Origin of the sequence: Flavobacterium poyangense, assembly GCF_011751075.1 — a bacterium.
In the GTDB taxonomy this organism is placed as follows: domain Bacteria; phylum Bacteroidota; class Bacteroidia; order Flavobacteriales; family Flavobacteriaceae; genus Flavobacterium; species Flavobacterium poyangense.
On record NZ_JAALLN010000014.1, the window covers coordinates 1 to 14,298 of the forward strand.

Sequence of the window (14,298 nt, forward strand, 5' to 3'; positions counted from 1 at the left end):
GAACTGCTTCCTGTTGGAGCCGGGGTGATATTGATATGAGCAGTTACATCGAGTCTGGTGGCCGACTCACAGCCTGATACTGTCTGCGAAGCAAAATAATGCGTACCGTCTATCAAAGGCGTATTCGCGGCCAAGGGACTTCCCCCACTTGATGCCGAATACCAATTGATCGTACTTCCTGTGGCGCTTAAATTGCCAACCGTTGAAGCCGAGCAGAAACTCTGGGAACTGCTTCCTGTTGGAGCTGGGGTGATATTGATATGAGCAGTTACATCGAGTCTGGTGGCCGACTCACAGCCTGATACTGTCTGAGAAGCAAAATAATGTGCGCCGTCTGTCAAAGGGGTACTCGTAGCCAAAGGACTTCCCCCACTTGATGCCGCATACCAGTTGATCGTACTTCCTGTGGCGCTTAAATTGCCAACCGTTGAAGCCGAGCAGAAACTCTGGGAACTGCTTCCTGTTGGAGCCGGGGTGATATTGATATGAGCAGTTACATCAAGTCTGCTAACCGACTCACAGCCTGATACTGTCTGAGAAGCAAAATAATGCGTACCGTCTGTCAAAGGGGTACTCGTAGCCAAAGGACTTCCCCCACTTGATGCCGAATACCAGTTGATCGTACTTCCAGTGGCGCTTAAATTGCTAACCGTTGAAGCTGAGCAGAAACTCTGGGTTGCATTGCCTGTTGGAGCCGGAGTGATATTAACATGAGCAGTTACATCGAGTCTGGTGGCCGACTCACAGCCTGATACTGTCTGAGAAGCAAAATAATGCGTACCATCTGTCAAAGGGGTACTCGTAGCCAAAGGACTACCTCCGCTTGATGCCGAATACCAGTTGATCGTACTTCCTGTGGCGCTTAAATTGCTAACCGTTGAAGCCGAGCAGAAACTCTGAGAACTGCTTCCTGTTGGAGCCGCAGTGATATTAACATGAGCGGTTACATCGAGTCTGGTGACCGACTCACAACCTGATACTGTCTGCGAAGCAAAATAATGCGTACCGTCTGTCAAAGGGGTACTCGTAGCCAAAGGACTTCCTCCACTTGATGCCGCATACCAGTTGATCGTACTTCCAGTGGCACTTAAATTGCCAACCGTTGAAGCAGAACAGAAACTTTGAGAGCTGCTTCCTGTTGGAGCAGGTGTAGATGCAATTGTAACAGAAGCGGTATTCACTAAATTTATTGAACAGGAAGTCCCTAATTTAATAGCTTTTACAGTAAGAGAAGTCGAACTATTCAATGCTGCAGAGGTTAGAGTTAGATTAGTACCCGTACCTGATTTTGAAGAACCACTCATTGAAGCTCCATTAAATAACTGATAAATAATTCCACTTTCTGAACCCTGAACGGTTACAGCAGCAGTTGAACCGGAACAAATAGATGTCGAAGCCAAAGTGACGTTCAGACTATTTGAAGGATTCATACATACAATTGTAACTCCTGCTGATGCACTTCCTTCACAATTTGAACCTGTAGTCGCTTTTGCTGTAATTACACCTCCCATATATAAAGAACAATCTGAAGACAAACTGCCAATAGTCCACGTACCACCCGAAACAGTGGTAGTTCCACCAACTTGAAATCCATCTACAAAAAGGCTAATAATATCTCCATTTGTTCCCGTACCACTTACTGAATTTCCACATTCGTAAACAGATGAAGTAGTGATTACTAAAGCATTTGATGATTTTGTACCGACAACAATCGAATTTGATACATTACTTAACGAAAGACAGGTTCCTAGTGCCCTGGCCGTAATAGTACTGCCAAGAGCAATACTGATTCCAGTTGAAGCAGTCCATGTTCCGTTAGCAGCAACTGTTGTAGTTCCTTCTAAAACTCCATTTTCATATACTTGTACGATTGTACCTGCCGCCTCTGCTAATGAACCGGAAACACTAGTAACAGCAGCTGTTGAACAAATAGGACCATTAACAATTGGTGTGTTTGCTTTTCTTTGTACTATTGCCATTACAGACCCGGTAGAAATACATTTTCCGGAAGCAATAGCAGTCACAGACAACGTTTGACATTCTCGGTTTGACAATGATAAACCACTAATAGTCCATGCTCCTCCAGCCGTAGTTGTTGCTGTTCCTATCTGTGTTCCGTTTGCCAGAAGATTTACAGTAATTCCCGATACATTATCAGGCGAATTTACTGATCCGGAAATAGAAGTTGTCGAGGATAGAACCGGACTTGTTGCTATAGTAGGATTTGCAGTGGCAGTAGCGCTGGAATATTGACAATCATAAGTATAACCCGACTCGCATTTTCCTGGTTCTTGATAAGTAAAAAGATAAACAGCTGTACAAAAACAGTTACCTGTCTGACACTTGAAAAGTACGGTTTGAGGATTCGAAGTTGTGGTTACCGTATTTAAATTATAGGGGGCTTCTAAAATTAACGCAACTGGATTTATAAGAGTACCATTGGCATTATAGCATCTAACAATGGTACCAACTGGTCGATTTACAGTAAGCGAATACCCCTTACTTCCTGATATCTTAGTAATATCTCCTGCTGCAGGTACTGTTGTTGACAAGGCGCAACTTACAACAGTTACAGGATTACAGTTTGCTATAGACTGTCCTTTGCCGGGGGCGGTTGATGTGGCAGTAATAATCTGTCCTGTGGTTAAAACCGGAGAAATTCCCGTAAGAGTCCATACTCCTAAACTAACAGAAGTTGTACCAATAGAAGCTCCATTCTTATATACCGTTATCACTGTACCATCAGCTTCAGTAGAGGTGCCCGATACCGATGAATCTCCCGTACTAACACCTGAAATACCCGGACAAAGTGAACGATCCGGACATACCACACCAGGAGCGCAGGGAGTATAATTATCAATAATATGTACAAAGCAATTTTCAAGACTGCCACAACTGGAATCAATACCAGCAATATCAGAAGCAGATGCAGGATTACACAGAGTCGATTTTTGAGCTCCCATATTATCAACCATTGCCATACGGATGGCTGTACTTGAATTGATGATCGTGGATAATGGCGCAAACGTAGTTGTCAGGTCACTCATCTTTACGAAAAAATCATAAAAATAATCCGGATTACTGCAACTTGTGGTCAGGGCAATCGACTTTTGATAATTTGTAGTTCCAGCATACGAAATAACAGGTGTACAATTATTATTATTTACATCATATACAAAAACGCCAAAATTTGTGGCTAACACTATTTCTATCTCAAAACCCGGATTTGAATTTGAATATTGCGGATCGGCATTAGGTCCAACTCCGCCAAATTTACCATCGGTGTCAATCAGAATACTATAACTTTTTGAATTAGGAGAACTACTTCCCATCCTCATCCTAAAAAGCCAATTACCATTACCATCTAAATAAGATTGAACAGGATCCTGATCTCCCTGATCTACAAAATCAGTAAAACTACAATTTGGTCCTGCACTAAGATCACTGTTTGGCTCTATCATAGGAAAAACCAATGATTTATATGGAATCTCACTTTGAAGCTGATCATCTGTTGTAAAACCGTTTGCAGTAGCCGACGTAAAACCATCTCCATTGGGATCAAGTACTGTAGTTCCCGCTCCTGTAGCAGGATTATAAATCATTCCCGGAGTTTGGGCAGTAACTTTACTAAAACTCAATAAAACAAACAATGCAATAAGTGAAATTTTTCTCATAATAAAAAGCTTTTATTGTACAGAATAACTTTTTTAACATAGGCCTTATAAAAAAATATCAAAACAATTTTGTAGAAATATTACTGCAATTCAAACCGTACTGTTCGCAATAGATCAATTAACTTAGCATTAAATAAATTCACTCAACAAATAGCATGTAGAAAAAAAACTGACCTTTTTATGAATCAGTTCAGGAAATAAGAAAGGGAAAAAATAGGTTGTGGCAATAAGTGATTTTGACACAATAACTTAGCTGACAAATAATAATTTATCATGCCATAAAAACAACAAATAAATTGTCGTGTTTAAAAAATCAATTTGCAGAAATGAATTAAACGATTATACTCCGCTTAATTTTTTTACATACAGTAAGCAGGTAACATTAGAATCAACTATTTTAATTCTAAAAAAATCACACTTTGGTTGTGTGAAACAAAATTCAGAGTAAATAATTCTTTTCATAGGTACAGATTTTTTTAATGATAGATTCCGGCTTGTGTAAATGTAAGAAAAAAGAACGAAAAAGCAAGTTATAATTTCCAATAAATCAGCATTTTCTTTAATATGATTATCTAATATAGAAAACAATTATGATACCTAGAGCTCTCATTTTAATTCATTTCTAAAACACTACACAATATTTCTCAATCAAAAATAAATATTTACTTTTAATTGTTTATAGGTAAAAATACGCGTTTCTTATCCTAAAAGAGAGAGAGTACTTCCGTATCTTCAAGCTTCACTCCTTTAAAATCAGCTAATCAGATATTTATTTTTATTCTTATATTTTTTTATGGAAACAAGCATTGTAATAAGAATTAACCGAAAATATGCAATTTGTATATTTGTGAATTAACAGAAATTACTAAATGATAATGCATCAAAAATAGAGAACTATGTCAATAACAAAAGAATCGGAGTTATTAGGAATGCAAAAAGCAAGTGATGCTGTTGCCTATACTCTCAAAGAAATGATAGATTATGCTCAGCCTGGAATGAGTACAAAAGAGCTCGACCAATACGGAGCAAAAATTTTATCTGATTTTGGAGCAAAGTCTGCACCACATTTGACTTATGGCTTTCCAGGTTGGAACTGTATAAGTGTTGGTAATGAATTTTGTCACGGAATTCCTTCTGTGAAAAGAATTCTAAAAGAAGGCGATCTAATAAACATTGACGTTTCAGCAGAACTTGACGGATTTTGGGCAGATAATGGAGCTTCATTCGTTTTAGGAAAAGACATTCACCAACATCAAAAAATTGTTAATGCTTCAAGAGAAATCTTAGAAAAAGCAATTAATAATATAAAGGACGGTGTTAAAATTTCGGATATTGGATACATAATGGAAACGGAAGCAAAAAGAAGAGGCTTTAAAATCATTAAAAATCTAAGCGGGCACGGAATTGGAAGAAGTTTACACGAACAACCTGATGAAATTTTGAATTATAGAAATCGTTTTGATCAAAGACGATTTAAGAAGAATGCCGTAGTAGCAATTGAGACTTTTATTTCAACTAATTCAACATATGCTATAGAATTAAATGACGGCTGGACAATGGTTGGGAACAATGGTGGTTTTATGGCACAACACGAGCACACAATTGTTGTAACGGACGGAAAACCGATAATACTAACAGAAAAAAACGGAATTTTTAACTAAAGTAGTTTTCATACATAAGCAACTTATCAAAATTGTGTAGTTTTTCAATTAATTAAAAATAACGTTTCTTTGATTTTACTGCTAAAATGGACAAAGCAGTTTTAAACCGATTCATTTTTTTGACGCTATAATTTTAAAAATGAAAAAAAAGTAAGTTTAGATGCGGGAGACAACATAAATAACAATATAATTTTTATAGTTCCTCAGTGTGAAACGCCTGATGTATCACTTAGAAAAATTTAACAAAATACTATTGATTCAATACAATAGTATCTCAAAATTGGGTTGTACTTATTATTTATTGCCATAATTAGAAATGATTGGGCACTCATTCTCTGTCTTCTTTTAATCAGAAGAAAATCTACTGTGTTACCCGATTTATCTACAGCCCTATACAAATAATACCAAATACCTTTAACTTTTATATCGGTCTCATCCATTCTCTAGCTCATTCCCGCTCTAATCTCTCTCTTTTTCATTTGAAATTCCATGATTGGAGCAAATTTAAATACCCAACGCTGAATCGTAGTATGATCAACCTGTATTCCGCGCATTTTCATTATTTCTTCAACATCCCTGCAACTCAATTTAAATCTCGATTTAAATCTCAATTTGAAATAAACAGCCTGAAGAATAATAACTTTGGGATAACAGTGACCTTTGGCATTCATTTAATATATTTTCAAGCATTGAGAATAATAGTTATTAATAGGTGAAACAGAACCCACAAATAATATTACTAATAAGAAATTAAATACTTTGTCCTAATTACTGTTTTAGCAGCAGTTTTAAGTTTTTTTGGTAGTGTCTAACTAAAAACTAAGATAATTCTTCCATTTCTAAGTCTGTAGTTTTTGTCAGCATATCCTGCTTAGATTTAAATACAATATTTAATATATACTGGCAAATAAAGTTACTCTCAACTTTATTTGGCAATTTATTTTTTGCGATTAATATCGGTTTGTCTTCTTTTTTGTCCGGAATACAGCCATGAGATCCTTTAACCAAACTGGCGTCCAATGGAATAACATTCATAAGGGTGCGAAACCCCAGTTTCTTTTTAATCAATTTAAAAAGGATGCGGGGCAAAATAAATCTCTGCTTAGGATCTAAAAACAACTCCACCGGATCATAACCTATTTTTTTATGAATTTCCACAGTACGGGCAAAATCGGGGGCCTTGTTATCCTCCATCCAGTAATAATAGGTGAACCAACTGTTATGATCTGCAACCAGAACAAGATCTCCTGAACGTTCGTGATCCAGATGGTGCTCTTTTTTTCCTTTGCTGTCCAATACTTTTGCAATTCCGGGTATCTTCTGAATTAATTCTTTGAGCTCAACAATATCTTCATTCTCTTTCACATATAAATGCGCAATTTGATGGTCTGCCAATGCAAAAGCCTTACATTCCCCGGTATCCAGTAATTCTAATCCTCGTTCTTCTCGTATTTGCAAATATCCGTGTGTGCGTAAAAATCGATTAATATGTATGGGATTGTTAACTTCAGTAATACCATACTCAGACAAAACAACAACTTCCGTCCCCTTACTTTCAAAATATTCGATTAAGTCTTTGCATACTTTGTCAATCGCTTTTACATCTTCATTGATTTCGGGTGACCCGGGTTGAAACTTTTGACAGCAGTAATCTAAATGTGGTAAGTAGATTAAAGTTAGTGTCGGATTATGCCATTGGTAAACAAGTTTTGCAGCATTGGCGATCCATTGGCTGGAACGGATTGTTGTTTTTGGTCCCCAAAAATCAAAAAGAGGAAATGTTCCCAGTTGAGCCTGGAGACGATCCCGTAAGTCAGAGGGTTTTGAATAACAATCAGGCTTCTTCTGTCCATCTGCCCAATATTGCGGACGCGGTGTCACTGTAAAATCAGCATCAGAATACATATTGTACCACCAAAACAAATTAGCACAAGTAAATGACGGATCTATTTCCCTTGCTAAATCCCATATTTTTGGTGATTGTACCAGTTTATTTGACTGTTTCCACATTTTTACCTCCATATCATTCCTGTCGTACCATCCATTTCCCACAATCCCATGTTCCGAAGGCCATTTTCCGGTTAAGTAAGTTGCCTGAGCTGAACAGGTGAGCGCCGGAAGTACTGGTTCAATAATACTTAAATTCCCCTTTTTCTTTTGCCATTGATGCAAAAAAAGATCTGGATTTTGAAGTAGGGAACTCGTAAGTCCTACTACATTTATAACGACTGTTTGCTGCATGATTTTGGTAGTATAGTTTTATATAGCCGGCATTTTTTTACCAGAAATTATATAGATTAAAATGATTTTCACATTGCACATTTTACAATCATCATTTCAAAATTTATCAAGTACCCATTTCAGCTCTCTCTCGATGGATTGATCTAAATCGGTTTGTAAATGAATCGGCAATACCTGCCAGGTATAGGTTTCGATTTCCAGATGTCTGGTAAACTCATTTTTGTGCCAACTTCGCAAAATTGTTGTAATATCATTTTGAGTAGATTGCAAGAGCTGATAATCTTCAACAAATATGGGTACATGAAAATGAGTACGAAGCTCCCGAAAATCATCACGGCTTATCGCTTCTATTCCATTTTTCAAATCCTTAAATTTGAGTAATGCTCCTTCTTTTGTTTTAATAACTGCCTGGTGCAGATAGGTTGGTTCATCAAAAGTTTTCAGGCATTTTTGGAGTTGTTCAACTGTTGTATTTTCTGAAACTGTACATTTGAGCGCGGCACTAATTTGTAATTTGCCAATATTCAAACCGTGCTTTTGCATTTTTCTGATGACCTCATCACTTTCTTCAAATCCAATGGAAAAATGGCAGATATCATAACAAAGCTGTATGTGATTACGAATATATTCTTGTGCCTGAGTTAAACTGCATAAAAGATTTTTGACTAATAATGAAGCTCCTTCCTTAAGTAAATAATCCTCGAAAAAAGCGATATATTCGTCGCTGCTTTCAATTATGCCATCGGGTTCCGGTTCTATATCCAAATGCATCATTTTACCTTTGGATTCCTGTATTTTAACCAACTGAGCCACTACTGTGATCAACTGGCTTGTGGCAGTTCGTTTTGCTTCTGTTAAACTGTTTTCAGTAGCATACCAATGTTTATAAGAAAGCGGTGAAGTCGAAATTCCTCCTTCGATATCAGGTGGCAAAAGTTGCGATAAAATGTTAAAAAGCAACTCTGTGTAATTTAATCTGTCAGGGTTTGTCCAATCTGGTAAATGAACTTTATCCTTAATGACCTCGTTATGAAAATTTCCATACGGAAATCCATTCATCGTAAATACATACATTTCGTTTTTCTGTAACCAGTCTTTAAAAATCAAAAGATGATTTTCTGCTATCAATTCAGAAGCAGCCTGATAAGAAAGCCGTAAACCTATACCAAAAGGCTTATGTGGAGAGACTTTCTTTTTAAGTGGAATACAATACGTTTTTACACTTTCAAAAACAACTTCCCAGGATTCGCCCGCATGAATATTGGTACAGTAACTTAAATGACTATTGGAACCAATTAACATACTTCTGTATTTAGCTGACAAAATGAATTGAGATACTGAACCGATTGTATAATTATCTCTTTATCCAGTGCATGTACCTCTTCACCAATACCTATTTCATTTATCAACATGATCGTAAGCCGGCCGCCAAGATGCTCTCTGAACTCTTCTAATCCTCTAATTACCTCCTCTAAATGAGCATCAAGAACCGGGTGTGTTATTGCAAAACCCAATGTTAGGAAACATTTTAAAATTCGTTCCAGACTCAGTGCATCAATTCTATGTATCAAAAAAGAGTAAGTAACATCGAGGGCTATACCAATTGCTACGGCTTCTCCGTGGGTAATTTCATAATTAGTAAGCTGTTCCATTTTGTGGGCTGCCCAATGTCCAAAGTCTAATGGACGAGATGAACCTTTCTCAAAGGGATCCCCATTTTTAGAAATATGATCGGTATGCAAAGCAGCACAACGAATAATAAGCGTTTCCATAACCGAAACTTCTCTGTTATTGAGAGCCTGCGCATTATTCTCTATCCAGTCAAAAAAAGAAGCATCTTTTATGAGCGCCACTTTTATAGCTTCGGAAATACCGGATCGCCAGTCCCGTTCCTTTAGCGTTGTTAAAAAATCAGAATCATTTAGTACTGCATACGGTGGGGCAAATGTGCCCAGAAAGTTCTTTTTACCAAAATAATTCATACTGTTCTTTACCCCAACTCCCGAATCGTTTTGAGATAAAACGGTCGTTGGTATCCGGATCAGGCGTACACCGCGATGTGCAATTGCCGCAGCATAACCTACGGCATCGAGTACAGCGCCCCCTCCTATTGCAATAAGAAAAGAATGCCTGTCTATTTTATTGTCATTGATTAATTGCAGAACCGATTCAATAACATCCAAACTATTCTTAACGGCTTCTCCTCCCTGAACGACATTGATACTATGTTCTGAAATTCCAAACTGATAATGATTAAAATAGTGAATCACATTTGCGATGAACTGACTTGTTGTTTCAACAACTCCTCTATCTATTACTATAGCAATTTTGGGCTGTTGGAAAGCGGGTTCTTTTTTGATCACATCAATAAGTGAGGTATTGCCGGTATCAAATAAAGAACGGCTAAAAATAATGTCATAATTAAATGTGACCTGAAAATTCTGCTGAAGTATCTGTTGTTGTTTCATTTTGATAAAGTATAAATCAGGTTACGGCAAACTTTTTAGATAATAAAATCGATATTGGCAACAAGGCCAGTACAAACAATGCGTATACCAGTCCTGCCGAACCTGCTACATAACTTGCATTAAGAGGAATTAGGGATAATACCCCTGTTTTTACCGCCTTTTGTATCGCAACCGGCTGATTGTAAAGGAAAGCTTTGTATTTTGCAAAAAAATTAATTCCGTACCAAAAAAGAAGAAAAGGCAGGAGCTGCCAAAATCTAAATTCAAGCTTGTATCCTATAAAAATAAACAGAACAACTACTATTGCATCGAGTAGCAGAGCAGTCAGTATAGCGGACTTATTATTTCCCGAAGCTTCTTTTTTAGCCGTAAGTGTGATGGCTGCAATAAATAAAATAGGAATAATGCCAATGTACCAATAAGTAAAAACGGCGTCATTATTGATGCTCATCCCTAAAAGCAAATTTCCTCCCCGACAAAGTCCCATGTTTAATGGACCTGCAATGGAATAATGTTTACTTATTTTATCATAAGTAAGAGCCAATACACCAATTACCGCTGCCAGCATACCACTGAGAACTGATACCGTAAAAGCAAATCCGATTCCTGCCAGTAACATAAAACTGCCCAGTAAAATAGCTTCATCTTTGCTCACCAGCCCACGTGGGAGTACTCTTTCCGGCCGATTTATGGTATCTGCTTCCAAATCGAAAATATCATTAAATACAATACCCCCTCCATACAAGCCAATTGTAGAAAGCACGAGCAGCAACACATTCTGTATCCCATTCTCATTGTTGCCATTCAAAACTAAAAGCCCGGAAACAGCAATCCCCGCAAGAATATCAGTCACTGCCGTAACAATATTTGCGGGACGCACTAAGGTTACTAAATAGAATAACTTACCTGACATCTAGTTTTCTATAATGATTTTTGGATATACAATTTCTTTAGATTCCTGTCCTCTGAGCACACTGCTTCCTTCAAATAAAGAATCCTGAGTGATGGTGATTTCATTTTTCCAGTCTTCTTCATTCATTTGCCCGCTTTGAGAATAAGCCGTTAAGGCATTTTTATAGCAGGTTAGATGAACATCCTCTTTAGCAATTCCTCTTTCAAGCATTAAAGCTGCCGTTTTAGGAACAGATAAAGGATCACTTACTCCCCAATCGGCAGAACTGTCTACAATAATACGTTCAGATCCGTACTGCTTTACAACCTCTACCATCCGTTCATTCCCCATTTTGGTATTGGGATAAATGGTAAAAGCAGCCCAATATCCGCGATCTAAAACCTGTTTGGCTGTTTCTTCGTTATTGTGGTCGATTACCACCATATGAGGAGCCACTCCATGTTCTTCCAGCACATCCATACTTCTGATGGTTCCATTTTTTTTATCCCGATGCGGGGTATGAACCATTATCGGCAAATTAAATTTCAAAGCCAAATCGATCTGTAGTCTGAAATATTTATCTTCGGCCGGAGTCTGATCGTCATAACCAATTTCTCCAATTGCCACTACTCCTTCTTTTGCTGCAAACAACGGTAATAAATCCATCACTTTTTCTGCCAGAGCTTCATTGTTGGCTTCTTTAGAGTTTAGCCCTATAGTACAATAATGCTTAATTCCGAATTGTGAAGCTCTGAATCTTTCCCACCCCACCAAGGTGCTGAAATAATCCTTAAAAGAAGAAGCTTCTGTTCGTGCCTGGCCAAGCCAAAATGCCGGTTCAATAACAGCTACAATACCTGCAGCACGCATTGCCTGGTAATCATCTGTTGTTCTGGATACCATGTGAATATGTGGGTCAATGTAATACATGTACTAAATTTTTAATAGTGAATAATATTGGGTTCCTATTTCATCCCATGTTGCCGTGCTTTGAGATAATACCTCTTCAGAAATTTCATTTTCTTTAAAAAAAGTACTCTCTTTCAGCACTTTTACCGCAGCCACTTGGGTCAATAACTCTCCGGTTCCTATTGCTTTTGTCAGATCGTCTGCTATTTCCCGGTTTACAAAACCGGCTGTCAATCTCCAAATTTCCGGTGATACTAATCGTCCTGCCGACCAGCGTTCGTGAATATAATCGTGTATAATTAAGGCCAGCTTTTCATTTTTACGTAGTTCTAAGTCAATAATTTGATACAATGGACGCCCCATAAAAAGGGCTTTCAGCACCAACTGATTCCATGCATCAACCGGCAGGTATTTTGCTGCAAAAGGATTCCCTAAGGCTATAGCATCAAACACTGCAACCATATTGGTTCTGATTCCTTCCTGAATTGTCAAAATAAATTCCTTTGCATTTTTTAAGAAAAAAAGTCCCTTATACAAACTGACTAACTCTTTTATGTCTGCCATTTCTGCCAGGTTCTTTATTGTTTCAATATTTTGATGCTCTGGAAGGTGCATCATTAACAAACTACGGCAAAGCTGCTGCAGATCCCAATTAGCTGTTGTAAAGCCGGGATACAATTCTTCCAGCAAAATAGTTTCCTGCAAGGTCCATTTTGGAATTATTGGCGAAATTTTCCTGGTAACTAAACCAAAAGTCTGAAAAAACTGTGTGTTGTTCTCAAACCAGATATGGCTTTCCATCCAATCTGATTCAGCTTCTGAAAGTTTCTGTCGAATTAGAGTTCGTATTATTTCTGCTGAATTAATTCTTATTGCTGTTGCTGTCCTATCCGTTTTCATTTTATAAATCTTTTTAGGCTCAGTTACTTTAAAATGTTTTCCCTGACAACCAGTGAATTATTATCCGGATCTCTAAAAAAGAAAAAACGATCTTCATACCCGTCATCTGAAGTATTAGAATTGATTACAACACCGTCTATTTCATCGATCACCACTCCATTGACTCTAAAATAATCAAGCGTTGCCTGAATATCCTTTACAATAAAGCTCGGAACTGTTCCTGTTTCCGGTAGTGGGTAAAAAGGAGTGTCAATATCTTTGTATAATCCCAGCATAAAACCATCTTTGTTCTTATGCTCTAAATACAGTTGTATAAAGGATTCTGTGCCAAAATTCCCATCAGAGTTGAGCGTATATCTACCATCTGTTTTAAAATCAAGGATTTCCTCATAGAATTTTTTAGATTTAAGAATATCACTGACTGATACTTTTATCACTACTGTTTTTGACTTAAATTTCATTTCTTTTTTACTTTTAAATCAACACATTATTCCCCAACAACATATTCAAAACTAGGCCCCGCTACAAAACCAGGGTGATTAGGATCGGGAATCGCCAGCAACTTAAGAGCATATAATCGCAAAGAATACATTACCCCCATTGCGGTACTAATCTTCTCTGGTTCTCCATTAAAAGTTTCATGCAAACTATTAAGCAAAGAAGTGTAGTTGTAATTAAAGAACTTACTATTAATATAAGCCTGAGAATCCTTTGGATAATCATTCATTTTAGGATTTGGCCACATATTTGGTACTAATTCAGGATTAAACGGAATTAATGGATCCCCAAACATATACCCTCCCTCAGGGTCTGCCTGTATTGTTTTACCCTTATAAATTTCTTCAAAACGGTAGTAGTGCGCCAGTTCAGGAACATTTCCATCGTCTGCAGAACTTACAAATGGATCTGTTGTTGTTCCTTCACCCTGATCAATAATGATATCTATACCTCTTAAAGCAGTTGCCTCATCGACAATAGGGAATAATAAAGATGCATCATAAAATTTTTCAAAGGTCATTTGATAGTTTGGATTTCCAACAAATATTGTTTTTCCTTCCGCTTTTGCAGCAGCTTCAAGTTCTACTATTATTTCTTTTATTCTGGTATAAAACACTCCTATGGTAATTACATTAGAGACCATCAAACGATTATGGATATCAATTGGATCTTCTGGCTCTTCAATTGACATAAAAACATCTTTCACAAGATCTAAAGAAAACTTTTTGAGCGGCACCTGTAATCCATCAACTACAGAGCCTGGTAAAGGCCCCGGGTATAGTGGTATAAAACCAGGTTTATTAATAACCGGACTTCCTCCTACAGCATTCAATATATTGCAGGCTATAGATAAATGTAGCATTTCTTCACGAACTACAGAACCTATCAGGTTTGATATTTGATCATTACCGGTCTCAAATAGCGTAAAATTTGCTGTTAAGTAGGGCGGAATTGTGGAATGTTCTAACTCAATGGCAGTTTGCAGCGCATTTTTTAGATCGGAGAGAGTCTCAATTTTTATCGTTTTTAAGAATATCATAATCAGATTTTTATTT

The 14,298-nt window shown here is 37.3% G+C and carries 12 protein-coding genes; 1 reads left to right on the top strand and 11 read right to left on the bottom strand.

Annotated elements, in window-relative coordinates; genetic code table 11:
• On the bottom strand, positions 1-3,674 hold a 3,674-nt coding region (locus G3A47_RS17660; RefSeq protein WP_166924774.1), incomplete at its 3' end, for an Ig-like domain-containing protein.
• An 896-nt stretch (positions 3,675-4,570) separates the two neighbouring features.
• On the opposite strand from G3A47_RS17660, the gene map reads away from it, so the two are divergent.
• The gene (gene map / locus G3A47_RS17665) at positions 4,571-5,335 is read left to right on the top strand and encodes a type I methionyl aminopeptidase (RefSeq protein WP_070906602.1); all 765 of its coding nucleotides are present in this window, start codon (positions 4,571-4,573) and stop codon (positions 5,333-5,335) included.
• A 239-nt stretch (positions 5,336-5,574) separates the two neighbouring features.
• Here the strand turns inward: map and G3A47_RS24015 are convergent, their stop codons facing one another.
• The 10 genes from G3A47_RS24015 to G3A47_RS17715 all read right to left on the bottom strand — a co-directional run bounded on the left by G3A47_RS24015 (position 5,575) and on the right by G3A47_RS17715 (position 14,282).
• The gene (locus G3A47_RS24015) at positions 5,575-5,775 is read right to left on the bottom strand and encodes a DDE-type integrase/transposase/recombinase (RefSeq protein ID WP_166924776.1); all 201 of its coding nucleotides are present in this window, start codon (positions 5,773-5,775) and stop codon (positions 5,575-5,577) included.
• Positions 5,776-5,778: 3 nt separating this feature from the next.
• Positions 5,779-6,006: an IS6 family transposase gene (locus tag G3A47_RS17675; protein WP_166924779.1), complete on the bottom strand. Its 228-nt coding sequence runs from the start codon at positions 6,004-6,006 to the stop codon at positions 5,779-5,781.
• Between the two features lie 148 nt (positions 6,007-6,154).
• Positions 6,155-7,576 (bottom strand): alkaline phosphatase family protein, encoded by a 1,422-nt coding sequence (locus G3A47_RS17680; protein WP_166924781.1) that lies wholly within the window; start codon positions 7,574-7,576, stop codon positions 6,155-6,157.
• Positions 7,577-7,672: 96 nt separating this feature from the next.
• The gene (eboE, locus tag G3A47_RS17685; RefSeq protein WP_070906606.1) at positions 7,673-8,878 is read right to left on the bottom strand and encodes a metabolite traffic protein EboE; all 1,206 of its coding nucleotides are present in this window, start codon (positions 8,876-8,878) and stop codon (positions 7,673-7,675) included.
• Positions 8,872-10,044, bottom strand: a complete 1,173-nt coding sequence (locus G3A47_RS17690; RefSeq protein ID WP_166924783.1) for a 3-dehydroquinate synthase — start codon at positions 10,042-10,044, stop codon at positions 8,872-8,874. Before G3A47_RS17690 ends, eboE begins: the two co-directional genes overlap by 7 nt.
• 16 nt (positions 10,045-10,060) lie before the next feature.
• Positions 10,061-10,957: a UbiA-like protein EboC gene (gene eboC, locus G3A47_RS17695; protein ID WP_070906608.1), complete on the bottom strand. Its 897-nt coding sequence runs from the start codon at positions 10,955-10,957 to the stop codon at positions 10,061-10,063.
• Entirely contained in the window at positions 10,958-11,866 is a 909-nt protein-coding gene (locus tag G3A47_RS17700) for a TatD family hydrolase (protein ID WP_070906609.1), read from the bottom strand.
• Positions 11,867-11,869: 3 nt separating this feature from the next.
• Positions 11,870-12,745 (bottom strand): EboA domain-containing protein, encoded by an 876-nt coding sequence (locus G3A47_RS17705; RefSeq protein WP_070906610.1) that lies wholly within the window; start codon positions 12,743-12,745, stop codon positions 11,870-11,872.
• Between the two features lie 23 nt (positions 12,746-12,768).
• Positions 12,769-13,206 carry a VOC family protein gene (locus G3A47_RS17710; RefSeq protein WP_070906611.1) on the bottom strand — a complete coding sequence of 146 codons (438 nt, stop codon included), beginning with the start codon at positions 13,204-13,206 and terminating at the stop codon, positions 12,769-12,771.
• 26 nt (positions 13,207-13,232) lie between these two features.
• Complete coding sequence (locus G3A47_RS17715; protein WP_070906612.1) at positions 13,233-14,282, bottom strand: ferritin-like domain-containing protein; 1,050 nt, start codon at positions 14,280-14,282, stop codon at positions 13,233-13,235.
• Positions 14,283-14,298: the final 16 nt, after the last annotated feature.